General features: G+C 70.5%; 19 protein-coding genes. 11 read left to right on the top strand and 8 right to left on the bottom strand.

Going from position 1 to position 23,268, the window contains the following annotated elements:
* The first annotated feature begins 123 nt into the window (after positions 1–123).
* The 4 genes from gmd to OV427_RS35980 are packed head-to-tail and all read left to right on the top strand — an operon-like array spanning position 124 to position 3,262.
* Positions 124–1,098: a GDP-mannose 4,6-dehydratase gene (gene gmd / locus OV427_RS35995; protein WP_267860749.1), complete on the top strand. Its 975-nt coding sequence runs from the start codon at positions 124–126 to the stop codon at positions 1,096–1,098.
* The gene (locus OV427_RS35990; protein ID WP_267860748.1) at positions 1,099–2,028 is read left to right on the top strand and encodes a GDP-mannose 4,6-dehydratase; all 930 of its coding nucleotides are present in this window, start codon (positions 1,099–1,101) and stop codon (positions 2,026–2,028) included.
* Positions 2,029–2,078: 50 nt separating this feature from the next.
* Entirely contained in the window at positions 2,079–2,606 is a 528-nt protein-coding gene (locus OV427_RS35985) for a class I SAM-dependent methyltransferase (RefSeq protein ID WP_267860747.1), read from the top strand.
* Entirely contained in the window at positions 2,603–3,262 is a 660-nt protein-coding gene (locus OV427_RS35980; protein WP_267860746.1) for a glycosyltransferase family 2 protein, read from the top strand. Before OV427_RS35985 ends, OV427_RS35980 begins: the two co-directional genes overlap by 4 nt.
* Before the next feature lie 110 nt (positions 3,263–3,372).
* Here the strand turns inward: OV427_RS35980 and OV427_RS35975 are convergent, their stop codons facing one another.
* Together OV427_RS35975 and OV427_RS35970 are read right to left on the bottom strand one after the other, a co-directional pair.
* Positions 3,373–4,149, bottom strand: a complete 777-nt coding sequence (locus OV427_RS35975) for a hypothetical protein (RefSeq protein ID WP_267860745.1) — start codon at positions 4,147–4,149, stop codon at positions 3,373–3,375.
* A 246-nt stretch (positions 4,150–4,395) separates the two neighbouring features.
* The gene (locus OV427_RS35970) at positions 4,396–6,321 is read right to left on the bottom strand and encodes an SPFH domain-containing protein (protein WP_267860744.1); all 1,926 of its coding nucleotides are present in this window, start codon (positions 6,319–6,321) and stop codon (positions 4,396–4,398) included.
* A 144-nt stretch (positions 6,322–6,465) separates the two neighbouring features.
* Here OV427_RS35970 and OV427_RS35965 point away from each other — a divergent pair, with 144 nt between their 5' ends.
* A complete protein-coding gene (locus tag OV427_RS35965; RefSeq protein WP_267860743.1) occupies positions 6,466–7,809 on the top strand; it encodes a sigma 54-interacting transcriptional regulator in 1,344 nt (447 codons plus the stop codon).
* A gap of 10 nt (positions 7,810–7,819) precedes the next feature.
* On the opposite strand, the gene OV427_RS35960 is transcribed toward OV427_RS35965, so the two are convergent.
* Positions 7,820–8,545 carry a hypothetical protein gene (locus OV427_RS35960; protein ID WP_267860742.1) on the bottom strand — a complete coding sequence of 242 codons (726 nt, stop codon included), beginning with the start codon at positions 8,543–8,545 and terminating at the stop codon, positions 7,820–7,822.
* An 83-nt stretch (positions 8,546–8,628) separates the two neighbouring features.
* Between OV427_RS35960 and OV427_RS35955 the strand changes: the two genes are divergently transcribed.
* Positions 8,629–9,150, top strand: coding sequence for an NADAR family protein (locus OV427_RS35955; protein WP_267860741.1), 522 nt, complete (start codon positions 8,629–8,631; stop codon positions 9,148–9,150).
* A gap of 21 nt (positions 9,151–9,171) precedes the next feature.
* Here the strand turns inward: OV427_RS35955 and OV427_RS35950 are convergent, their stop codons facing one another.
* Positions 9,172–9,705, bottom strand: coding sequence for a hypothetical protein (locus OV427_RS35950; RefSeq protein WP_267860740.1), 534 nt, complete (start codon positions 9,703–9,705; stop codon positions 9,172–9,174).
* 35 nt (positions 9,706–9,740) lie between these two features.
* On the bottom strand, positions 9,741–10,844 hold the full coding sequence (locus OV427_RS35945) for a glycosyltransferase family 4 protein (RefSeq protein WP_267860739.1): 1,104 nt from the start codon (positions 10,842–10,844) through the stop codon (positions 9,741–9,743).
* A gap of 30 nt (positions 10,845–10,874) precedes the next feature.
* Here OV427_RS35945 and OV427_RS35940 point away from each other — a divergent pair, with 30 nt between their 5' ends.
* The 3 genes from OV427_RS35940 to OV427_RS35930 all read left to right on the top strand — a co-directional run bounded on the left by OV427_RS35940 (position 10,875) and on the right by OV427_RS35930 (position 15,023).
* Positions 10,875–13,112, top strand: coding sequence for a glycosyltransferase family 4 protein (locus tag OV427_RS35940; RefSeq protein ID WP_267860738.1), 2,238 nt, complete (start codon positions 10,875–10,877; stop codon positions 13,110–13,112).
* Entirely contained in the window at positions 13,109–13,996 is an 888-nt protein-coding gene (locus tag OV427_RS35935) for a hypothetical protein (protein ID WP_267860737.1), read from the top strand. Before OV427_RS35940 ends, OV427_RS35935 begins: the two co-directional genes overlap by 4 nt.
* A gap of 187 nt (positions 13,997–14,183) precedes the next feature.
* Entirely contained in the window at positions 14,184–15,023 is an 840-nt protein-coding gene (locus OV427_RS35930) for a glycosyltransferase (RefSeq protein ID WP_267860736.1), read from the top strand.
* Here the strand turns inward: OV427_RS35930 and OV427_RS35925 are convergent.
* A complete protein-coding gene (locus OV427_RS35925) occupies positions 15,001–16,893 on the bottom strand; it encodes a hypothetical protein (RefSeq protein WP_267860735.1) in 1,893 nt (630 codons plus the stop codon). The two genes, OV427_RS35930 and OV427_RS35925, sit on opposite strands and share 23 nt — an antisense overlap.
* Positions 16,894–16,905: 12 nt before the next feature.
* Positions 16,906–17,841 (bottom strand): class I SAM-dependent methyltransferase, encoded by a 936-nt coding sequence (locus tag OV427_RS35920; protein ID WP_267860734.1) that lies wholly within the window; start codon positions 17,839–17,841, stop codon positions 16,906–16,908.
* A 250-nt stretch (positions 17,842–18,091) separates the two neighbouring features.
* On the opposite strand from OV427_RS35920, the gene OV427_RS35915 reads away from it, so the two are divergent.
* The gene (locus OV427_RS35915) at positions 18,092–21,871 is read left to right on the top strand and encodes an FAD-dependent oxidoreductase (RefSeq protein ID WP_267860733.1); all 3,780 of its coding nucleotides are present in this window, start codon (positions 18,092–18,094) and stop codon (positions 21,869–21,871) included.
* Between the two features lie 36 nt (positions 21,872–21,907).
* On the opposite strand, the gene OV427_RS35910 is transcribed toward OV427_RS35915, so the two are convergent.
* Positions 21,908–22,576 carry a hypothetical protein gene (locus OV427_RS35910; RefSeq protein ID WP_267860732.1) on the bottom strand — a complete coding sequence of 223 codons (669 nt, stop codon included), beginning with the start codon at positions 22,574–22,576 and terminating at the stop codon, positions 21,908–21,910.
* A 185-nt stretch (positions 22,577–22,761) separates the two neighbouring features.
* Here OV427_RS35910 and OV427_RS35905 point away from each other — a divergent pair, with 185 nt between their 5' ends.
* On the top strand, positions 22,762–23,256 hold the full coding sequence (locus OV427_RS35905; protein WP_267860731.1) for a SixA phosphatase family protein: 495 nt from the start codon (positions 22,762–22,764) through the stop codon (positions 23,254–23,256).
* Positions 23,257–23,268 lie beyond the last annotated feature (12 nt).

Below are 23,268 nucleotides of genomic sequence, written 5' to 3'. Positions count from 1 at the left end.
TGGGAAACGCCTACCTTGTCACGGGAGGTGTGTCCTTCAAGTACGAAGACTCAGGCAACGGTTGGCTACGGGCGACTGCCTCGGGTACAACGCGCCGTCCTCCAGCAAACATAGAAAAAGACCATGGCGACCAAGCGCGCACTGATTACAGGCATCACGGGGCAGGACGGCAGCTACCTCGCGGAGCTGCTGCTCTCGAAGGGCTACGAAGTTCACGGCATGGTGCGCCGCTCTTCGGAGGAGAAGTTCGAGCGCATCCAGCACCTGCACGGGAAGATCCAGCTCCACCAGGGCGACCTGCTGGACCAGTTCTCGCTCGCGGCGCTCCTGAACCTGGTCAAGCCGGACGAGGTCTACAACCTGGCGGCGCAGTCCTTCGTGCCCACCAGCTGGAACCAGCCCGTGCTCACCGGTGAGTTCACCGCGCTGGGCGTGACGAAGATGCTGGAGGCCATCCGCCACACCCGCCCGCAGGTGCGCTTCTACCAGGCGTCCTCCAGCGAGATGTTCGGCAAGGTGCTGGAGGTGCCGCAGACGGAGGAGACGCCCTTCTACCCGCGCAGCCCGTACGGCGTGGCCAAGGCGTACGGCCACCACATCACGGTGAACTACCGCGAGTCCTTCAACCTGTTCGCGGTGAGCGGCATCCTCTTCAACCACGAGTCCCCGCGCCGCGGCCTCGAGTTCGTCACGCGCAAGGTGACCCACAACGTCGCGCGCATCAAGCTGGGCCTCCAGGACAAGCTGCCCATGGGCAACCTGGACGCCAAGCGCGACTGGGGCTTCGCGGGCGACTACGTGGACGCCATGTGGCGCATGCTCCAGCAGCCGGAGCCGGACGACTACGTGGTGGCCACCAACGAGACGCACACCGTGCGCGAGCTGGTGGAGATTGCCTTCGGCCGCGTGGGCCTGGACTACCAGAAGTACGTGCACATCGACCCGGCCTTCGTGCGCCCCGCAGAGGTGGACCTGCTCATCGGCGACTACGCCAAGGCGAAGAAGAAGTTGGACTGGGAGCCCACCGTGCGCTTCAAGCAGCTGGTGGAGATGATGGTGGACGCCGACCTGGAGCGGCTGAAGGCGGGGCAGAAGTAGATGCGCGTCCTCGTCACTGGAGCGGACGGCTTCGTCGGCCGGCACCTGTGCGCCCTGCTGCGCGCCGCCGGTGACGACGTCGTCGAGGCCCACGGGCCGCGCGGGGAGGGCATCAGCAGCAGCGCCCTCCACTTCGACGTGGCCAACGAGGCCGCGATGAAGACCGCCATCGCCGAGGCGAAGCCCGAGGGCGTCATCCACCTGGCGGGCTTCAGCTCGGTGGCCAAGAGCCACAACAACCCCTCGCGCGTGTTCGCGGTGAACACGATGGGGGTGGTGCACCTGCTCACGGCGCTGCGCGACACCGCGCCGAAGACGCGGGTGGTGCTGGTGGGCTCGGGCGAGGTGTACGGCCCGGTGCCCGAGGGCACGCGCGCCTCCGAGTCCACGCCCGCCGTCCCCCTGAGCCCCTACGCGGCCTCCAAGTCCGCGGCGGAGCTGGCCGGCGTGCAGTTCCACCGCAGCTACGGGCTGGAAGTCGTGATGGCCCGGCCCTTCAACCACCTGGGCGCGGGGCAGGACCCTACCTTCGTGGTTCCTTCCTTCGCCTCGCAGATTCGCGCGATTGGCCTGGGCACGGTGGACCCGGTGCTCCGCACGGGCAACCTGGAAGCGGTGCGCGACTTCTCCCACGTGCGCGACGTGGTGGAGGCGTACCGGCTGCTGCTCGTGAAGGGCGAGCCCGGGCAGGCGTACAACATCTGCAGCGGCGAGGGACGCACCATCCGCAGCCTGCTAGAGGAGATGCTGACGCTGGCCGGCGTGAATGCGCGAATCGAGCTGGACCCCGCGCGGTTGAGGCCCTCGGACATCCCGAGCCTCGTCGGCGCGCCGGACAAGCTGCGGGCGCTGGGTTGGGCGCCGAAGCTGACGGTGACGGACGCGCTGCGTGACGTGCTGGGTCCCAAGGTGCCGGCGCGGGCCTCGTAGCACGGGGGCCCGGGTCGTCAGTGTGTCCCCCCTTCTGATATTCCTGGGGGATGCACGAAGGCGCCTACAAGTTCGTGGCTCGCGCTGTCATGCAGCTCGAGCCTCGCAAGCAGGTCCTGGAGCTTGGCAGCCGGACGGTGGCGGGGAACTGGCCCTACTCCGGCTCCATCCGGCCCCTGTTCCCCGGCTCCGAGTACGTCGGCGTGGACATCGCCGCCGGTGAGAACGTGGACTTCATCGGGGACGCCGCCACCTGGCGCCCGGAGCCCTTCCGCCAGTTCGACACCGTCGTGTGCACGGAGACGCTGGAGCACACGCCGGAGGCCGAGCGCATCTGCCACAACGCGCTGGCCATGCTCGAGGTGGGAGGGGTGCTCATCCTCACCGCCGCGGGAGTCGGGCGCGCGCCGCACTCGGCGGTGGATGGGCAGGCGCTGCGGCCCGGTGAGTACTACCGGAACGTCAACCGCGAGCAGCTCCAGCAATGGCTGAAGCCCTTCGGCTTCGCGATGATTGATACGGCCACCACGCCCGGGGACATCTACGCCCTCGCCGTGAAGCTGGGACCCGGGACGTGAAGGTCGGCGTCACGGCGGTGATGGTCGCGTACCACAACGAGGACCTGGCCCTGACGCGCCTGCTGCGCGACCTCATGCCGTCGCTCCTCCTGTACCGGCCCGTTCTCGACACGGAGCTCATCGTCGTCGACAACAGCGAGAAGCCGCAGCCCCGGCTGGCCGAGGCGGTGCGCGACAATGGCGTCTTCCCCGCGAAGTACCTCTGGAGCGAGGGGCGCAATCTCTACTACGGCCCGGCACTCAACCTGGCCGTGAAGGCCGCGTCGCATCCGTTCCTGCTCTACGTCTGCGCCAACCATGGCCGCATGCTGGACCCGACGTGGGCGTGGGACATGCTCGAGCCGCTGGTGAACGACGCGAGCGGCAAGGTGGCCCTCACCGGCTCCCACTACGCGAGCGGGCCTCCGTCCAAGCTCGGCTTCCCGGAATCACTGCCGCGCCTCCACATCCAGGGGGGCCTCTTCGCCGGGAGGACGGAGGTGCTGGCGAAGTACCCGTACCCCGACGGCGAGTTCGCCCACTGGTCCTCGGACATCTACCAGTCCTTCCAGCTCCTCCAGCAGGGCTACCGACTGGTGGACGTGCCCACCGTCAAGTCGGTGTGGCGGCAGCGGGTGAAGGACGAGCACTACAAGTTCATTCACGACGAGGGCTGAGCCACCCCGCGGACGAGCTGCTCCAGCGCCCTCCGTGTTGTCTCGGCCTCGTGGCCGCCGAGGCGGACCTCTGGCGGACGGCGTGCCGGGCCGGAAGCGGTGCGCGGCCCTCACTCGAGCAAGAGCGCTTCGAGAGACGCCGGTGCGGCGGGTGCGCGTGCCTGGATTCCGGCCAGGGACCGGTAGAGCGGCGGCAGCGGCGCGCGGGGCAACAGCCGGGGGCGCACGGTGCGCAGCCGCTCCAGCAGCAGCGGCCAGCCCGGCGTGTCCCGCTCCGAGTCTGCCCTGCCCGCGAGCGCACGGAGCGCCTCCAGGTCTGATGGAGACAGCGGCGCGCGCCGACAGAAGTCGTCCAGGCGGCGGGCCAGTTCCAGGACGGCGGCACCCCTGGGCGGCGGCCCGGCTCCGAGCATCCAGCGCGCGACGCGGAGTGCATCCTCGGGCAGGACGGTGACGGGCGCATGGAGCCGGGACAACTCGGCCGCGAGGCGTGCACGCACAGCGCCCACCGCGACATCCAGCTCGCGTCGGGTATGTGTTGTCGGACCTTCGTAAAGGAGGGCCTCGGCGTCCGCCAGTACCTCGCAGGCCTCGGTCGTGAGGCACGCCTTCAGCCCACGTACGCGGGCAGTTGCCGCACGCAACGGGGGCAGCGTGGCCACCAGCGCTGCTGAGTCCACTCCCGTTGCGAACGCCGCCGCATCCTCGACAGTCACGGGGGTGTCCTCGGCCATCACCGGGCCGAGGACGCGGATGAGCTCGTCCCGGAAGCGTGGGTCGACGTCATCGTCCACGCCGACCGCCGCCTCGAACAGCGCGGCAAGGGGGCGCAGCGCGCCGGGCCCCGCGCCACGCGGAAGCGCCCGGAGCAATCGCAGGAGCTCCAACCTCGCCGCCTCGACCACCCGACCTCCAGGAATCAATCAGGCCCGCGGAATGGCCGCGCACCTCCGCGAGCAGCACGGATGCGCTCGTGGAGGTGCACGGCCTTCAGCTTCGCAACTTCCTTCCAGCCGCGAGGGCCCCCGCCCTCCTTCGGAGAGCAGGCGCCCGGAATGAACGTTCCTTCCGCGTCAGCCCCCGACCGGAGGGGACGCTTCCCGTTCATTCCCTGCGAGTCCCCGCGTCCAGAATCACGCCTCCTTGCGGCCGTTCTCCACCCCATTCCCACCCTGCGGCTTCGCGGGGCGTTGCAGCACCTGCGGCGCCGCCCCGTTCTGGAGCACCCGGGCCATCAGCGCGCCGAGCAGCCCCTGCCCTCCCCCGCCGCCGTCCTGCCCGAGCGCGATTTCCGGCACCAGCTTCACCCCGTGCTGCGCCAGCACCGTGGCCAGTTGCACCGCGGTGAAGGCCTGGGCGCCGAGCGCAGCCACACCCGTGCGGTACGCCTCCGCCTTCGCGTCACCGACGAGCCGCGTCGCATCCGCCTCGGCGCTGCCATGCAGCCGCTTCGACTCGGCTTCCGCCTCGGCCCGCTGCCGCATGCCGTGCGCCTCCGCGTCCGCGCGCTGCCTGAGGCCATGCGCCTCCGCGTCCGCGTGCAGCCGCGTGCGGGCCGCCTCGCCCTTGGCCGTCTCCGCCGCCGCGAGCGCACCCTTCTCGCTGATGGCGACCATCTGCTCGCTGCGCACCACCTCACCCTGCATGTTCGCCACCGCCGTCGCGCGCTCCAGCTCGCGGCGCCGGACCTGGGCCTCGCGCTGCACCTCGAACGTCACCTGGAGCTCCTCGGCGATCTTCCGGTCCGTCTGGGTCTTCATCAGCTCGCCGGGCGGCTGGATGTCGCCGATGAGCGTGTCGATGCACTCCACGTCGTACGCCCCCAGCGCGCCGTGGATGGCCTCGTACGCCTCGCGCTGGCGCTCGGTGCGCGCGGAGAGGAACTCCAGGACCGACACCTGCTGCGCGGAGTTCCGGAAGTAGTTGGCCACCGTGGGCTGCAACACGTGGTCGACCAGGTTCTGCATGGAGCCCACGCGCGAAATCACGCGCGGCGCCTGCTTCATGCTGATGTGGATGATCTGCGACACGTCGAGCGTGAAGCTGAAGCCATCGCGCGAGCGCACCGTAATCGGGCTGAGCTTCTCGTCGTACTTGTGCTGCTCCGTGCGCTGCGCCCAGTTGAGGACGATGTTCGTCGTGGGCACCAGCTCCACCTTCATCACCCGCGTGTTGAGCGGGTGCTTGCCTGGCAGCAGCGGCTCGATCCACACGCCCTTGCGCCCGCGCTCCACGAGGTCGCCATGGGTGAATTCGTCTCCGGACACGTCCAGGTGCTCACGGCCCACGTAGCTGACAACGACGCCCACGTAGCCGATGGGCACCTCCGTCATGGGAATCTGCTCCACCTTCACGAACCACGGGTTGAGGTTCCACGAGCCCGACAGCAACACCTGCTCCTGGAGGCCGCGGCAGCCGCCCGCGTCGAGGAAGCGCTGGGCGCTCTGGAACGAGTCATGCCCTTCCACCGGTGAGCCGGCGAGGTCCCCGGCGGGAATCGGCCGGCCATCCAGCGTCGTCACGATGCCCACCTTGTCGGGGCCCACGCTGAAGATTTCGAGGTCCTCCTCGGACATGTCGAACGCCTCCGCGTTCTCCGGCGTGATGACGGTGAACAGCGAGGGGTTGATGCGGTACGTGCCCGCGGTGAGGAACGCGAGCTGCCGGCCCTTCTGCCCGCCGCCGTCGAGGAACGCGTGCGCATCCTGGAAGTTGTCGCAGGCCACCTCGCAGCCGAGGATGTTTCCGGGCGGAATGGGCGCGCCGCCGTTGGCGACGACGAGCGCGATGTGCCCCTGGCGCACCCTCACCACCGGGACACGCGTCACCTTGAAGCGCCAGAACGGGTAGCCGAAGTGCCACCCCGGAGGGAGCATCTCCGCCTGGTAGCCGGCTTCGCCCTGGAGCGCGACCAGCCGTCCGGGCGGCAGCGGCGCGCCGTACTTCTTGATGACCAGCCCCGACTCGTCCTCGCCGATGACCTGCAGGCCGCTGAGCACGTAGACCGCGCCAACGCCCAGCAGCAACCCGACCACGGCCAGAACCACGATGTATTCCATGAGGCCCTTCTCCTGCCGCCCGCGGGAGTGCGGGACGCCCCCATCCACTGCATGCCCCCTGCCAGGGCCAAGTGTCCGGAACTGCTGGAACGGTGATTCCCGACCATGATTCAAATCATGCGCTTTCCGTGTTTGATTCGCGGGATGCCGACTCTCCACTGGAAGGGCCCGGCCCCGGAGCGGGCCCTGGTGCAGCGCTTGAATGACGCCGGCTGGCGGCTCGGAGGCGCCGAGCCGCGAGTGACGGTGGTGTGCTCGGCGCAGCCACGGTTGGCGGGTCCGCCGAAGTCGGGGCCCTGGGTATGGCTGTGCGAGAAGCCGCTGCCCGTCGATGCGCTCCGGCTGGCCGTGGAACAGGGCGCCGTGGACGTGCTCTGGAAGGGCTCGCGCGACTGGGAAGCGCGGCTGTTGCGCCGGCTCGAGGAGAGCCTGGTGGAGACTCCTGCGCCGCGCGTGCCGGGGACGCTCATCGCGCACAGCGCGGCGGCGAAGGCGCTGCTCGCCCAGCTCGCGCAGGCCGCTCGCACGTCGATGCCGGTGCTCCTCACGGGGGAGACGGGGACGGGCAAGGAGGTCGCCGCGCGGCTCATCCACGAGTGGTCCGAGCGGCGCTCGCGCACCTTCGTGCCCATCAACTGCGCGGCCATCCCCAACGAGCTGATGGAGGGCGAGCTGTTCGGCTACGCGAAGGGTGCGTTCTCCGGCGCCGTGCACGGATATGACGGTCTGGTGTCCGCGGCCGAGGGCGGCACGGTGCTGCTGGACGAGATTGACGACACGCCGCATGCGCTCCAGTCGAAGCTGCTGAGGGTGCTGGAGGACCGGGTCATCTCGCGCCTGGGAGAGAACGCATGGCGCAAGGTGGACTTCCGCATCCTGGCGGCGACCAACCGTGACTTGAAGCAGCTCATCGAGCGCGGGCTGTTCGGCGAGGACCTCTACGAGCGCCTCGCCACGGTGCAGATCCACCTGCCCCCGCTGCGCGAGCGGCAGGAAGACGTGGCGCCGCTCGTGCTGCACTGGATGGAGCGCTACTACGCCGTCGAGGAGCCGGCGCCCGACAGTCCCCGCGTGCGGAGCGCGACGCCCGAGACGCTCGACGTGCTGCGCGCATACCCGTGGCCCGGCAACGTGCGTGAGCTGCGCAACGTCATCTACGGCGCGCTGGTGGCCAAGCGCGCCGGGGATGAGTTGCTCGTGTCGGACCTGCCACGCCGGTTGTGGCAGCGCGAGCGCGTGGGTGCCTCCGCGCTGGTGTCCGCACAGGAGGTGGAGCGCCGCGTGTCCTCGGGGACGATGAACCTGCGCGCCGAGTTGGAGCGACTGGAGCGCATGGCCCTCCAGGCCGCGCTGCGGCGCGCGGGTGGCAATGCCGCGGAGGCCGCGCGCCTGCTGGGCGAGGTCGGCCGCGGCACGGCGAAGGACCCCGGCGGCACGGTGCGCACGATGATGAAGCGGCTGGGCGTGGGGACGCGCGGAACGACGTGAAGCCGTGGGCTCACATCACCAGCGACTGCCAGGCCTCCAGCCGGCGGTCCAGCGCGGTGAGGGCCCACAGGTCCGCCGGATTGTCGGGACGCACCGCGGCCAGGTCGCGCTGGAGCGCGACACGGGCGCGGACCTCGCCCCACTCCGACAGCACGCGCAGCGCCATCAGCGAGGGCCGGCGTGTCACCAACGCGACGAGTGCCTCCACCACGCGAGGGCTGCGCTCGGCGGCGAGCCGCTGCACGGCCTCGTGGCGCTCCTCGTTCGTGGAGTCCGCGTCCTCCAGCGTCGCGGTGAGCGCCTCGAAGCGCGCGTCCTCCAGCAGCGGGCTCGGCCCGGGCGATTCCCACTGCTCCACGGTGACGCTCGTCCGGCCGAAGGAGACACACTCGCGGCGTACGCCGTCGTCGCCGAAGAGGTCCAGGATGCGATCCCGCGAAGGCGTGCCCCCTTCGAGCACCCGATGCGCCCTCACGGACAACTCCGGCGAGGCGCCGAGCAGGTGAGTGCGCAGCACCGTCGCCTCCGCCCCGGCAAACTGCTCTGACGGGACGCGGCCCCACTTGAGGAACACCTCGGCGAGCCCGCGCTCATGGGCATACCAGCGGTACTCCAGCCAGACGGCGCTCTGGCGGAGCGCGAAGCGCGCGTCGTCGGGCTCGCGGAGGCGGGGCGCGCCCTCCCCCATGCCGCCGAAGCAGCGTTCCAGTAGGGCCTGGGCGTCGGAGAGCTTCATCGTGCCGGCAGTGTAGTGCCCGTGTCAGGCTCGCGCGCGTGGAACGTTGGTGTATTCTCCACACCAAGCGGGAGGCACGAGACATGAACGGAGCCGAGCAGCGCAGGTTCACCTTCTTCTGGCGCGAGGAGTCCCCTTTCTCCCAGTGGCACCGGTCCGACTTCATGGTGGAGGGCGTGCGCTACATGTGCGCGGAGCAGTACATGATGGCGGGCAAGGCGCGCCTCTTCGGGGACGCGGAGGTGCTGGCGAGCATCCTGAAGTCCGCCTCTCCGAAGACGCACAAGGCCCTGGGCCGCAAGGTGCGTGACTTCGACGCCGCCGCGTGGGAGCGCGAGCGGGAGCGCATCGTCTATGAGGGCAACCGCGCGAAGTTCACCCAGAGCGCGGAGCTACTGAAGGCGCTGCTGGCCACGAAGGGCACGGAACTGGTGGAGGCCAGTCCCCTGGACCGCATCTGGGGCGTGGGCCTGGGCGCGGAGGACCCGCGCATCCAGGACCCGTCGAAGTGGCGGGGCTTGAATCTGCTCGGCAAGGTGCTCACGAAGCTGCGTGAGGACCTGCTCTCGGAGGGCATCACCGAGGCCCGCCCCGCCTCGCGGTAGGGCCTTCGCCTCGCGCGCCGCTCAGAACTCGTAGCGCAGGGTGGCCTGTCCCGGCAGGGCCAGGTCCACCGCGCCGGTGGCCTTGCCGAACTTCTGCTGGAAGGCCTGGGTGATGGGCGCCAGGTCGAAGCGCGGCGTCGCGTACTTCATGGCCTTGCAGTGGTCCTCGTGCGCGTCGTGGACCAGCACCAGGTTCGCCACGGGCGTGCCGTCCGTGCCTTGAGTGAAGGTGCCGTCCCAGGCCAGCGCGTACGTGTGCTCCTTGCAGCCGCCGCCGTGGGACACGCTCACGTCCAGCACGCCCCGCAGGATGCGCATGCCCTCGATGCGGATGAGGTCCTTCGCCTGCGGATTCGCCGTCACGGCGATGGGCTGCACGGGCGCCTTGCCCTCCTCGGAGGTGGTCTCCTTGATGGACTCCTCCGCCTCCTCGCCACCCTCCGCCTCCCGGCGCTCCTCCGCCGCGGGCTCCGACGACTCCTCCTTCACCGGCGTGCTCGCACACCCGGCGAGCAGCCCGAACAGCACGAAGCCACTCCAGCTCAGCCTTCGCATCCGCATCCTCCAGTTTCCAGGACCGCGTCACTGCCTCAACGCCGGAGCGCGGCCTCGTACGCCGCCAGGGTGGCCTCGGCGGTCCGCTTCCAGGTGAACCTCGCCGCCCGGGCCCGGCCCTTCTCCGCCAGGGCCCGCCGCTCCTCGGGCGACTTCAGCAGGCGTTCGATGGACTGCGCGAGCCCCTCCGCGTCGTCCGGCCGCACCGCCAGCGCCGCGTCGCCGCAGACCTCCGGGAGCGAGCCCGCGTTGGAGACGATGGTGGGCGTGCCCAGGTGCATCGCCTCCAGCGGCGGCAGGCCGAAGCCCTCGTAGCGCGAGGGGAACACGAACACGGCCGCACGGCGCATCAGCTCGTAGAACACCGGGTCCGCCTGGTAGCCGAGCGAGCGCAGATCATGCCCCTCCGAGCGCATCCGGGCGATGCGCCGCTCCACCCGGCCCGAGCCGAACCAGCTCTGCCCCGCCAGCACCAGCGACACCGGCCGACCGCGCTCGCGCAGCCGCTCCATGGCGTCCAGCACCAGGTCCACGTTCTTCCGCACGTCCAGCGAGCCCGCGTAGAGCACGTAGTCCTTCGGCAGTGACAGCGCGCGCAGGAAGTCCACGCTGATGGCATCCAGCACCGGCGCGTGCACGTGGTCCACGCCGTTGTGCACCACCACGGTGCGCGACTCGGCCTCGGGAATGCGGGCCAGCAGGTCGTCCCGGGTGCGCTCGCTCACGCACACCACGCGGTCCGCCAGAGACACGCTGCGCGTCAGCCACAGGCGGAACTGCCAGCGGAACGCGGTGGACACCGTCTCCCGCATCAGCAGCGGAATCAGATCATGCACCGTGAGCACGTAGGCGGTGCCTGACACGCGGGTGAGCGGGAGGTTGAAGTTGCCGTGCGCGTGGTAGAGCGGCGCGCTCAGGCGCTGGAGCACCCGGGGCAGCCGGCCGAGCGTCCACGAGGTGCGGCCCACGTCGCCGCGGGGGTGCTCGCCGGAGCCGTGCGCGCCAACCTTCTCCAGGCGCACGTCCAGGCCTTCCAGGGCGGAGGAAAGACAACGGGTGTACAGGCCGATGCCGGTGGTGGGCTCGTCCCAGAGCGTCGCGTCGAAGGCGATGGGGCCGGTGGACACGGTGCGCCTCATAGCACGACTCGTGTGATAGGCAGGGCGCGCATGGCGATCCACCAGTTGATACCGAGCTTCGTCCCCGGCGACGCCACCGGGCAGGCCGCGCTGCACCTCCAACTGCTGCTGCGTCGCATGGGCCACGCGGGCGCGCTGTACGCGGACGAGCTGGGCGCGGGCCTGGAGGGTCTTGCCAGCCCCGCCTCCGCGCTGCGGCCCGAGCCCGAAGACCTGGTCCTCTATCACCACGGCATCGCCTCGCCGCTGAGCAGCCGGCTGATGCACCTGCCCTGCCGCCGGGGCGTGGTGTTCCACAACATCAGCCCCGCGCGCTTCTACACGGGCCTGCCGCTGGCGGATGCGCTGGTGGCGGGGCGCGCCCAGCTCGCGGCCATGGCGCCCTTCGCGGACGTGGCCATCGGCGTGTCGGACTTCAACACCGCGGAACTGCGCACCGCGGGCTACCGCAACGTCCACACCGTGCCGCTGTTCATCGAGCCCGAGCGCTTCAGCCGGGACAACGCGGACCCGAAGATGCTGCGACAGCTCGCCGGCCCCGGCCCGGTGCTGCTGGGCGTCAGCCGGGTGATGCCGCACAAGCGCTTCGAGGACCTCATCACCCTGCACCGCGAACTGCTGCGGCTGCGACCTCAGGCGCGACTGTTGATGGTGGGCGGGTACGAGCCGGGCAGCCGCTACTTCAAGGCGCTCCAGCGTGAAGCGAAGGGCCTGAGTGGCGTGCACTTCCTGGGGCGGCTGAGCCACGCGCAGCTCGTGGCGGCGTACCGCTCCGCGTCCGTCTTCGTCTCCATGAGCGAGCACGAGGGCTTCGGCGTCCCGCTCATCGAGGCCATGTCGGCCGAGGTGCCGGTGCTGGCATACGCGGCGGCGGCGGTGCCGGAGACGCTCGGCGGCGCGGGGGTGGCCTTCGACCAGAAGCGCTTCGCCTTCCTGGCCGAGCTCGCGGTGGACCTGAGCGAGGACCTGTCCTTGCGCGAGCCTGTCATCGCCGGGCAGATGCGCCGGCTGGAGCACTTCTCCGCTGCGTCCGCGCAGCTCGCCCTCTCCCGCGCGCTGGACGGGTTCCTGGCTCCGCCCGCGCCGCGCCCGCGCACGGTGCCGAAGCGCCCGCGCGTGGCGCTGGTGGTGCAGCGCTACGGCGAGGTGACGGGCGGCGCGGAGAAGCTGGCCGCGCAGGTGGCCGAGCATATGGCCCCGCACTGGGACCTCACGGTGCTGACCACGTGCGCGAAGAACCACCTGTCCTGGGAGAATGTCTTCCCGCCCGGGCCCGATGAGGTGGACGGCATCAAGGTGCTGCGCTTCCCGTCGACGCGGGCGCGCAACATCCGGGGCTTCAACGGGCTGTCGCGGCAGGTGTTCGACAAGCCCAACGAGCGGCTGCGCGAGGAGCAGTGGGTAGCGGAGCAGGGCCCGCTGTGCCCGGGGCTGCTGAACCACCTGGCCACCAGGCGCGACGCGTACGACGGCTACCTGTTCTTCACGTACCTCTACGCGCCCACGGTGTGGGGCCTGCCGCTGGTGGCGGACCGGGCACTGCTGGTGCCCACCACGCACGACGAGTCGCCCGTCCGCTTCGGGTTGTACAAAGACGTCTTCGAGCGCCCGCGCGCCCTCCTCTGCCTCACGCCGGAGGAGCTGACCATCATCGAGAAGTACTTCCCCAACCACGCGCGGACGCGGGTGGTGGGCGTGGGCGTGGACCGGCCCGAGGCGGACGGCGCGCGCTTCCGCGAGAAGCACGGCATCCACAAGCACTACCTGCTCTATGTGGGGCGGCAGGAGCCGGGCAAGGGCGTGGGGGAATTGCTCGAGTACCACCGGGCGCTGAAGCAGCGGTACGCGGATGCGCCGGACCTGGTGCTCGCGGGCGACACCAACATGGAGCTGTCCGGCGAGGGCGTGCGCTACCTGGGCCGCATCGAAGAGCAGGACAAACACGACGCACTGGCCGGGGCGCTGGCGGTGGTGGTGCCGTCCCGGTACGAGAGCCTGTCGCTGCTGACGCTGGAGGCCTTCGCGCAGGGCACGCCGGTGCTGGTGAACGGGCGCTCGGACGTGCTGGTGGGCCAGGTGGAGCGCAGCGGGGCGGGCCGGACGTACACGGACCTGGAGTCGTTCATCAAGGGCCTGCGCGAGGTGGGCGAGCAACGGTCGCCCCTGGGGAAGAAGGGCCTGGCGTACGTGAAGAAGCAGGGCTGGCCACAGGTGGTGGCGGCCTACCGTGAGGAGCTGGAGCGCATCCTCGAGGAGAATCGCCAATGAAGCTGCTGGGACGCGACATTCCCGCGCGGGAGCTCATCTCCCGAATCGAGGAGCGCCTGCGCACGCGCGGCCTCCCCACGTCGGAGCCGCTGGAGGTGCCCCCCGAGGGCGTGGAGCCCCGGGTGGAGCCGCTGACGTTCAACCTGCACGCGCTGGAGGAGAACGCGGACGCCACGCGCGCGCTGCCGCTGCACACGCACCGGGGCGGCGCGGGCCAGCTCGTGCTGGTGGCCAAGTGGGCCTTCCGCAAGTCGTGCCAGGTGTTCATCAACGAGGCGCTCGGAAGGCAGCGCGTCTTCAACGGGCACGTGCGCGACTCGTACGCGCAGCTCTCCGCCGAGGTGATTCGCCTGCGGCGCGAGGTGGAGGAACTGCGCGCCCGGGGCAGCGGTGGCGGCAGGCCGCCCGGGGATGACCGGCCCGTTCCGGCCATCGCGAAGGCCGCGTCCGAGCAGCCTGCCTCGGTGGCGAGGGAGTCCTCCGCGAAGCCGACCGCACCCGCGGAGCGAGCCCCGCGAACCGTCGAGGCGGCCGCGGCGGTAAAGCACGCACCGGCTCCGCCCTCCGCATCCGCCGCGCGAGCGCCCCTCGGTTCCGCTCCGTCCTCCAGGCCGGCCCGCACCGAGGCTCCATCCACCAGGCCCTCGCCCCGAGCGAAGTCCTCGCCCGCGTCGAAGTCGCCGCCTGCCAGCCGCACCCAGCCGACTCCGACACAAGCGCAGGTGCTCCCCCAGCCTCGCCACACCCGGGGCGCAGAGGGTCAGCAGCCTCGCGCGCAGGGAGGCACGCCCCGGGCTCGCCCCGAGACGCCCGGCCCTTCGACAGGGCCGGCGGGCCAGCGCCCTCGCAAGGCTGGAGACAAGCGCCGCGGTCGCCGGAAGTAGTGCGGAGTCACCTCGCCGTGCCGTCTCCCCCCTCCAGGTGCGGCTCGACGAGCTCGAAGAGGAACTCGCGCAGGCTCCCCTGCACGCCGGGCAACGCGGCTCCCCATCCATGGGGACGCCGCCGCCCGCGCACGGGCGTCGATGGCTCGCATTGACGACCCCGCCTACCGCATGACAAACCGGCCGGGTGGACGAGCCTGTCATCAGCGTGGTCATCCCCGCCTACAACGAGGGCCAGCGCCTGCCCCGCTTCGTGGGAGAGCTGACGCGCGTCTTCCTGGAGCGCCCCGCCCCGCCGGTGGAGTTCGTCGTCGTGGACGACGGCAGCCGCCCCGAGCACGCCACGCTCCAGCGTGCGTGCGTGGAAGAAGCCCGGGCCCGGCTCGCCGCGAAGGGCGCCCACCACCGCTTCACCTACGTGGCCGCCCCGCGCAACCAGGGCAAGGGCTCGGCCATCCGGCTGGGCTGGCGCGGCGCCTCGCCCGGCGCCACGTGGCTGGGCTTCGTGGACGCGGACGGCGCCATCAGCGCGGAGGAGCTCCACCGGCTCGTGGAGATGACGGTCTCCGCCGCCGGCCGGGACACGGACGTGATTGCCGGCTCGCGCATCCTCATGGCCGGCCGCCGCGTGGTGCGCAACCTCCACCGTCATCTGCAGGGGCGCGTCTTCGCCACGCTGACGGACGCCAACTTCGGCCTGCACTTCTACGACACCCAATGTGGCGTGAAGCTCATCCGCGCCTCCCTGCTGCGCCCGCTGCTGGACGTACTGCGCGAGGAGCGCTGGCTGCTGGACATCGAGCTGCTCGCGCTGCTCAAGCGTCAGGGCGCCCGCGCGCTGGAAGTCCCCATCGACTGGGAGGACTTCGGCGGCTCCAAGGTCATCCCCGGCCTGGACGGGCTGCGCATGTTCTGGGGCCTGCTCCAGCTCCGGCGCAGGCTGGAGCGGCTGTCCCTCCCCGCCCCCGCGCCGCGCTCGGAGCAGGAGTCCCTGCCCGCCAGCGTCACGGGAAGCGGTACACGGTGACGTAGCCGTCCTGGTACGCCAGCTCTCCGCCCAGCTCCTCCACCACGAAGCGGTGCCGCATCGGGTGGTTGAAGTGCGTGACGTACCAGCGGAAGTGGTTGTCCTTCAGGAAGCGGCGCATCTCCTCGCGCTCCTCCGGAGACACCTTCCCCGCCACGCCATTGAGTCCTTCCAGCGCGCGGAAGATGCGCTGCTCCAGCATGCCCGCCTCGCGCACCGGCAGCCGTGACAGGCGCGCGAAGGACACCGGCTTCTGGTGGTAGATCTGCTCCCACTGCCCCAGCACGTTGTCCGTGAAGACGGCCGCCGGCATGGGCGCGAAGCGAATCTCGTCGAACACGGGCGGCAGCCTCGGCAGCTCCGGCATGGGAAACGGCTTGCCGAGGTACTCCACGTTCGGCACCAGCGCCACGCCCAGCGCCACGCCCAGACCCGCCGCCGCGTTGCGCTGGGACACCATGCGCCCCAGGTGCGCCGCCGCGAAGGCGACGAGGACGCTCAGCGCCAGCGTGGTGAGCAGCTCGAAGCGCACCGGCATGCCGCCGCGGGAGAACAGCGGCACCACGTGCTTGAACACCACGTAGGGCATGGGCACCTGCACCAGCAGCGGCTGCTCGAAGGCGGTGAGCGGCGTCAGCGACGACAGCAGCGTGCACAGGCCCAGCAGCACCACCACGTCCCGGTGCCACGAGCGCCCGCGCCACGCCGGCGCCCACGCCACCACGAGCGTCACGACGAGCAGCAACACCACCGGAGACAGCCTGTCGGCGAGGCCGATGTTCAGCACCGTGCCCATGGACAGCACCGCGAAGCCCAGCCCCAGCCCCGCCCAGCGCCGCCCGTCAGGCACGCCGCGCCAGAGCGCGAAGGCGGCCAGCAGCGGCGTGAGCCATCCGAGGAAGGTGCCCGCCTCCTCCGCGTTGCTCGCCATCTTCCCGCGCACCACCCCCACGGAGAATTCCCGGGCCCAGTCCGGCATCGACTCCACCCAGCCTGACAGCGTGTCCGGGAGGAAGAAGGCGTACAGGTCGGTGAAGTAGTCGGAGTCCCCGTGGTGGATGGCCAGCGGCGCGGGGAAGGCATGCAGGAGCAGCGGCACCACCGGCGGTATGCACGCCAGGCCCGCCGCCAGCGCCGCCAGGCCCGCCCGGCGCATGCCCGGGTCCTTCAGCGTATCCAGCGACAGCAGGGGCCCGCGACGCCAGCGCTCCGCCACCACCCAGAGGAAGGAGAAGAGCGCGATGTAGAGCAGGTAGTAATAGTCACACAGCAGCGTGTAGAGCGCGGCCAGCGCCACGCCCACGAGCCACTTGCGCTTGCCCTCGTCCAGCCAGCGCAGGAAGAAGTACAGGTAGAGGGGGATGCCCTCCAGCGCGGACAGGTTGAGGTGCGCAATCGAGTGGCTGAGGTGGTAGCGCGAGAAGTTGAACACGCACGCGCCCGCCAGCGCGGCCACCGCCGCCAGCCCGGGAGCGAAGCCCGCACGCGTCAGGAGATAATCCAGCAGCAGCCACGCCGTGTACCCCGTCAGCACGAAGGTGCCGAAGAGGACAAGGTTGTAGGCCGTCTCCACGTGCATGAAGGGCAGCAGCACCACGCCCCACAGCGTCTTCGCGGGCGACAGCGTGTGCCAGTACAGCTCCGCCCCCAGCGGCCAGTGCAAGAGCGGCGTGAAGAAGGGGTTCTGCGGCTCCACCCACGTGGCCTGACGCATCCACCAGAGGTGCCACATGTTCATCAGCACGTCCTCGCGCCCGCCCGCGACGTGGCCCTTCAGCTTCGACAGCAGCGGCCAGGTGTGGAACGCGGACAGCAGCGAGAACGCCAGCAGCACCAGCGGGTGGAGCACCCGCCGCGGAAGTGAGGACATAGACGGTGGAGGTCAGGCTGGCCGCTCGGCGGCCATCAGCATGTTGTCGCCCAGGTTGAACGGAATGGCCCACGCCCCCGGCACCACGCGCCGGGCCAGCTCCAGCGCCGGCGCCGCGGGACGGAAGCTCGCCCCCACCTTCCGCAGCAGGTAGTCCGCGGAGATGATGTGCGTGTACGTCCGCGTGTCCTTCACGTGGAAGCCCACTTCTTCCAGCAGCGTCGCCAGGGTGGGCCGGCCGAAATAGAACAGGTGCATGTCCATCAGCCACGGCCACTGGCCCCCCAACACCCGGGCCACGAGGCTGCCCGCGTCGATGGTGGACAGGTAGATGCGGCCGCCGGGGCGCACCAGCCGGAACGCGGCCTCCAGCTCGGCGCGCGGGTCCGCGAAGTGCTCCACCACGTCCCACAGCGTCACCACGTCGTACTGGACGCCCCGCGCCGCCAGCTCCGCCAGCGGAACCCCGTGCACGGTGAAGCCCAGCGAGCGCGCGTGCCCCGCCGCCCAGCGCGACAGCTCCAGCCCCTCCGCGCGGAAGCCGGCCTCGCGCGCCACGTCCAGGAAGTAGCCGCAGTAGGCGCCCACGTCGAGCAGCGTCCGCCCCAGCGGCGGCCCCAGCGCCCGCACCACCTTGCGGAACGTGTGGTAGCGGTTCTCCTTCTCCGCCACATACAGCGGGTCCTCCACGCCCTGGTACGCCGACAGCAGCTCCTGCGCCGAGCGCATGGGCCACTGGAAGAGCATCCCGCAGTCCTTGCATTCCCAGATAGGCGGGTGGCTCCGGTGGCCGAAGGAGGTGCAGTTGTAGGCCGCCGCGCCCTCGGGCTCTCCACCGCCGCGGGCGGGGAACTTCATCCGCAGCCGGGCTCCCTTGCACAGGTAGCAGGCGTCGGGCACCGGAGCGAGGTGGGGCTCCGCCTGGCGGCGGTGGGCGCGTTCCGTCATGGCGGCGCACCGTATCCCCGAGGGCGGGCCCCCACAACACGGCAGGTGGGTGGGACTCGCCTCACGCCGGACATGACGCGGGCCGAGGTGTCTTGCGCGGCCGGCCGCGTTACAACCGAAGCCGGGCCAATCGCTCCCATCGCCGTCCTTCACGCGCGGTGCTGAGCCCGCTTGCATTCCGGGCGACTGACCGCGAAATAGGCCCCGCCCGGGAGCCGTTCCCCCAGGTTCCTCTCACACCTTCAGTGATATGCGCGCCTTGACCGACCTGCCCTCCGACTCCGCTCCCACCCTCACCCTGGGCCTGCCGGGCTTCACCTTCGAGGACCTCTACCGCCCGCGCGGCCTGCGCCGGCTGATGGAGCGCTTCGACGCGCAGCTCGCCGAGGACGAACCCGAGCTCTTCCAGAGCTACGAGGCGTACCGCAAATCCGGGGGCACCAGCCTCACCGGCCCCGCCGAGTCGGACCTGCTCGTGCGCGTGTCCCGCCACGTGTCGCGCTTCGTCGCGAAGCTCTTCCGCCTCGAGTCGGAGCTCGAGCGCCTGGCCGGCCGCCTCAAGGGCGAGCTGCCCCTCTTCGACTTCAAGCGCGAGTTCATCACCCGCCGCGTTTTCAAGAAGGGCGCCGCGGACCGCCCCTCGCTGGCCGAGTTCCCCTCGCTGGACGCGCGCATGCGGCTCCTGATGCAGCTCGGCTTCCCGGAGGCGCTGGCCACGGGCGATTTGGAGCGCGGCCTGGCCGAGTCCGTCCTCACGCTGATGGACCTGGAGCGGCTGTTCGCCGGCAGCCTCCCCGCGGAGCTGCAGCCCCGCGCGGAGGCGATGCGCGCCCGATGGGCGGCGCTGCGCGAGGGGCTCGTGTCCACCCCGGAAGGGCGTGACGCCTTCGGCTCCAGCCTCGTCACCCAGGGCGACGACGCCGCGGAGCTGCAGGCCGTCCGCGCGCTCCTGTCGCTGGCGGACCGCTGGACGTACGCGCGCGCCCTGCACCCGGAGACGAAGGACGTCTTCCACGCGTGGTCCACGCACCGGATTCCCAAGCCGCTGGTGTTCGACCAGCTCGTCCAGCTGAAGCGCCCGGACCCGGAGCTGCCCGAAATCACGGAGGGGGACGAGCACCACCTGCGCCACCGCGACGGCTTCAAGCTCACGGACCGCCGCGGCACCTCGCGCGACGTGATGAACGAGGTGGACTACTGCGTCATCTGCCACGAGCGCTCGAAGGACTCGTGCTCCAAGGGCTTCCCCGCGAAGGACCCGGTGGCGGAGGGGCACAGCTACAAGAAGAACCCGCTGGGGATTCCGCTCAACGGGTGCCCGCTCGACGAGCGCATCTCCGAGGCGCACCTGCTCAAGCGCGAGGGCAACTCCGTGGCCGCGCTGGCCATGGTGACGCTGGACAACCCGATGTGCCCGGGCACCGGCCACCGCATCTGCAATGACTGCATGAAGGCGTGCATCTTCCAGAAGCAGGAGCCGGTGAACATCCCCCTGGCGGAGACGGCCACCCTCACGGACGTGCTGGACTTGCCCTGGGGCTTCGAAATCTACGGGCTGCTCACCCGGTGGAACCCGCTCAACGTCCGCCGCCCGTACGCCCTGCCCTACGTGGGCCGCAACGTGCTGGTGGTGGGCCTGGGCCCCGCCGGCTACACGCTGTCCCACTACCTGCTCAACGAGGGCTTCGGCGTCACCGGCGTGGACGGCCTCAAGATCGAGCCCTTCCCGGATGACCTGGTGGGCCGCAACGGCCGCGCCCTGCGGCCCATCCGCGACTGGTCCGCGCTCACCAGCGAGCTGGACGAGCGCGTGCTGGAGGGCTTCGGCGGCGTGTCCGAGTACGGAATCACCGTGCGCTGGGACAAGAACTTCCTCACGCTCATCCACCTCACGCTCGCGCGCCGCGAGGGCTTCCGCATCTACGGCGGCGTGCGCTTCGGTGGCACGCTGACGATTGAAGACGCGTGGGAGCTGGGCTTCGACCACATCGCCATCGCCGCCGGCGCGGGGCGCCCCACCATCATCGGGATGAAGAACAACCTCATCCGGGGCATCCGCAAGGCGAGCGACTTCCTCATGGCGCTGCAGCTCACCGGCGCCTTCAAGAAGGACTCGCTGGCCAACCTCCAGGTGCAATTGCCCGCCATCGTCATCGGCGGCGGCCTCACCGGCATCGACACCGCCACCGAGCTGATGGCGTACTACCCGGTGCAGGTGGAGAAGACGCTCGCCCGCCATGAGCGACTGGTGGCGGACCTCGGCGAGGAGGGCGTGCTGGCCCGCCTGGACGCCGAGGAGCGAGCCTCCTACCAGACCTTCCTGGAGCACGGCCGCGCGGTGCGCGCCGAGCGCGAGAAGGCGCAGGCCGAGGGGCGCAACCCGGACTTCATCAAGCTGGTGCGCGGCTGGGGCGGGGTGAGCCTCGTCTACCGCCGCAGCCTCACCGAGTCCCCCGCCTACCGCCTCAACCACGAGGAAGTCACCAAGGCGCTCGAGGAGGGCATCCGCTTCATCGAGCGCATGAGCCCCGTGGAGGCACTGCAGGACGCGTCCGGCGCGGTGCGCGCGCTGCGCTTCGAGCGCCAGGTGACGGTGGACGGCAAGTTGAAGGGCAGCGGGCAGTTCTTCGAGCTGCCCGCGCGCACGGTGTGCGTCGCCGCCGGCACGTCGCCCAACGTCACGTACGAGAAGGAATACCCGGGCACCTTCCAGCTCGACGCGCGCGGGGAGTACTTCCAGGGCCACGAACTGGTGGAGGCCGATGACGGCTTCGAGCTGAAGCCCGTGAAGGCCAAGGAGGACCCGGCGGCGAAGGCGGGCTTCTTCACGTCGTACCGGAAGGACGGCCACCTCATCTCCTTCTACGGCGACAACCACCCCACCTACGCGGGCAACGTGGTGAAGGCCATGGCCAGCGCGAAGGACGGCCACCCGCAGGTGGCTCGCCTGTACGCGAAGGAAGTGGCGGCCATGGACTTCACCGACGAGGTGGCCCAGGCCCGCCGCGAGGAGCAGCGCGCCGCGCACTTCGCGAAGCTGGACGAGGCCTTCACGGCCACCGTCGTCGCCGTCAACCGGCTGACTCCGACGATTGTGGAAGTGGTGGTCCGTGCGCCCTTCGCGGCGAGCCACTTCTCCCCCGGCCAGTTCTACCGCCTGCAGAACTTCGAGCGGAACGCGCCCGTGGTGGACGGCATGCGCCTCACCATGGAGGGCCTGGCCCTCACCGGCGCGTGGGTGGACAAGGAGAAGGGGCTGATGGGCACCATCGTCCTGGAGATGGGCTCGTCCTCGCGCCTGTGCGCGGCGCTCACCCCGGGCGAGCAGGTGGTGCTGATGGGCCCCACCGGCGCGCCCACGGAAATCGGCCACAACGAGACGGTGGCGCTCGTGGGCGGCGGCCTGGGCAACGCGGTGCTCTTCTCCATCGCCCGCTCGCTCAAGGCGGCCGGCTGCCGCGTCGTCTACTTCGCCGGCTACCGGCAGAAGTCGGACTCCTTCAAGCAGGACGAGATTGAAGCCGGCACGGACCAGATTGTGTGGTCCGTGGACACGGGTGACACGATTGCGCCGCGGCGCCCGCAGGACTCGGCGTTCCGGGGCAACGTGGTGCAGGCCATGCTGGCCTATGCGGAGAACAAGCTGGGCCCGGCGCCCGTCATCTCCCTGGCGGAGGTGGACCGCATCATCGCCATCGGCTCGGACCGGATGATGCGCGCGGTGGCCGAGGCGCGGCACGGCGTGCTCCAGCCGCACCTCAAGCCCGGCCACGAGGCCATCGGCTCCATCAACTCGCCGATGCAGTGCATGATGAAGGAGATCTGCGCCCAGTGCCTCCAGCGGCACGTGGACCCGCTCACCGGCAAGGAGACGTGGGTGTTCTCCTGCTACAACCAGGACCAGCGGCTGGACCAGGTGGACTTCGTCAACCTCAACCAGCGCCTGCGCGGCAACACCGTCATGGAGAAGGTGGCGGACGTCTACCTGGCGCAGCTCCTCAAGAAGGCGCCGCACCTCAAGCGCGTCTGAGGCACGGCGCGCTTCCGGGCTCCGAGCCCCGGGTCTTCACCGGCGCGTGCCGGTGAAGACCCGCAGCATCTCCTGGTAGTTCTTCATCAGGTCGTCCTCGCGGGTGAGGACCACGTCCACGTTGGCGTCGCCGTAGTCGCGGCGCGCGTCGGCCAGCTTCTCGAAGGCCTCCACCTGGCGGCGCATGGAGGCCACCTGGGCCGCGAGCCCCTCCTGCTGCTCGGGAGGGAGCTTCGCCTGGAGCGCCTCCAGCTTCTTCAGCTCCTCCTCGTACTGGAGCGTGCGGCCGAGCTGCCGCTGGCTGATGACCGCCGTCACCACCTCGGCGATGCCGTTGACGTCGTTCTCGCTCAGCCCCGCCTGCTGCCGGGCCTCGGCCTCCGCCTTGGCCTTCGCCTCCACCACCTTCAGCCCCGCGCGCGCGGACGCCATGGCCTCCGGGGTGCCCGCGTCCACCAGCGCGCCCAGGCCGTGCAGCCCCTTGAGCAGCGAGCCGTACACGTCCAGCATGCGCCGCTGGTAGCCGACGTACGCGTCCAGCTTCTCCTTCGTCACGGTGTACGGACCGACCTCGGCCTCCCCTCCCGCCGGGGTGCCGTTGGCTGGCTCGGCTGCCTCCCCGGGTGCCGGGCGAGGTGCGGCCTCTTCCTTCTTACAAGCCGAGAAGGTCAGCAGTACCAACAGTCCCGACAGCACGGTGCGCATGCGTCTTCCTCCAGACGGGCCGGGGACACCGGGAACTTCCGCCACTTGCGCGGCGGCCGGTGACGCCCTTCTCTCTCTGGCACGACGGAGTTGTTCCGGCCACTGAACAATCGCCGCATTACCTTTGACCTACCCGGCCGCGCTCGTGTACGAACCGCGGTCCTGTCGAAAGCGGTGGAGGGACTTTGAGGATTTTCCTGGTTAGGCACGGCGATGCGGACGCAGAGATCCCCGAGGGTCTCGGCGACGAGGCGCGCGCGCTCACCGCGAAGGCCCGCGCCACGACGTCGCAGCACTTCGCGTCGCTGTCGGAGCGCATGGGCCCCGTGGGTCTCATCCTGACCAGCCCGCTGGTGCGCACGGTGCAGACGGCGCAGATTCTCTCCATCGAGACGAAGCACGAGGGTCTGCTCAAGGTGCACCGGTGCCTGCTGCCGGACATGCCCGTGGGCGCGGTGGAGCCGGTGCTGACCGAGCACTCGGACCAGAACCTCGTGCTCGTGGGGCATCAGCCCTCCATGGGGGCGCTGGCGGCCCACCTGCTGGGCATGCAGTCCTTCCCCAAGCCCGTCAACCCGGGCACCGTCATCGCGCTGGAGCGCACGGAGGGGGAGACGCCCCAGCTGAAGTTCCTGTTCTACGCGGCCCCTGGCCAGCAGGTGCTCGACGTCATCCAGTGAGGCCCGCGCGGC

The sequence above is a fragment of the Pyxidicoccus sp. MSG2 genome (assembly GCF_026626705.1).
Classification (GTDB): Bacteria; Myxococcota; Myxococcia; order Myxococcales; family Myxococcaceae; genus Myxococcus.
Note: the sequence above shows the minus strand (reverse complement) of the source record. Positions and strands in the feature narration are given on the sequence as shown.

Coding starts and splice junctions, on each gene's coding strand:
- OV427_RS35940 (WP_267860738.1), top strand. CDS start 10,875: ATGGCGATCCACCAGTTGATACCGAGCTTCGTCCCCGGCGACGCCACC.
- OV427_RS35935 (WP_267860737.1), top strand. CDS start 13,109: ATGAAGCTGCTGGGACGCGACATTCCCGCGCGGGAGCTCATCTCCCGA.
- OV427_RS35910 (WP_267860732.1), bottom strand. CDS start 22,576: ATGCGCACCGTGCTGTCGGGACTGTTGGTACTGCTGACCTTCTCGGCT.
- OV427_RS35965 (WP_267860743.1), top strand. CDS start 6,466: ATGCCGACTCTCCACTGGAAGGGCCCGGCCCCGGAGCGGGCCCTGGTG.
- gmd (WP_267860749.1), top strand. CDS start 124: ATGGCGACCAAGCGCGCACTGATTACAGGCATCACGGGGCAGGACGGC.
- OV427_RS35925 (WP_267860735.1), bottom strand. CDS start 16,893: ATGTCCTCACTTCCGCGGCGGGTGCTCCACCCGCTGGTGCTGCTGGCG.
- OV427_RS35915 (WP_267860733.1), top strand. CDS start 18,092: ATGCGCGCCTTGACCGACCTGCCCTCCGACTCCGCTCCCACCCTCACC.
- OV427_RS35950 (WP_267860740.1), bottom strand. CDS start 9,705: ATGCGAAGGCTGAGCTGGAGTGGCTTCGTGCTGTTCGGGCTGCTCGCC.
- OV427_RS35945 (WP_267860739.1), bottom strand. CDS start 10,844: ATGAGGCGCACCGTGTCCACCGGCCCCATCGCCTTCGACGCGACGCTC.
- OV427_RS35985 (WP_267860747.1), top strand. CDS start 2,079: ATGCACGAAGGCGCCTACAAGTTCGTGGCTCGCGCTGTCATGCAGCTC.
- OV427_RS35955 (WP_267860741.1), top strand. CDS start 8,629: ATGAACGGAGCCGAGCAGCGCAGGTTCACCTTCTTCTGGCGCGAGGAG.
- OV427_RS35970 (WP_267860744.1), bottom strand. CDS start 6,321: ATGGAATACATCGTGGTTCTGGCCGTGGTCGGGTTGCTGCTGGGCGTT.
- OV427_RS35960 (WP_267860742.1), bottom strand. CDS start 8,545: ATGAAGCTCTCCGACGCCCAGGCCCTACTGGAACGCTGCTTCGGCGGC.
- OV427_RS35920 (WP_267860734.1), bottom strand. CDS start 17,841: ATGACGGAACGCGCCCACCGCCGCCAGGCGGAGCCCCACCTCGCTCCG.
- OV427_RS35990 (WP_267860748.1), top strand. CDS start 1,099: ATGCGCGTCCTCGTCACTGGAGCGGACGGCTTCGTCGGCCGGCACCTG.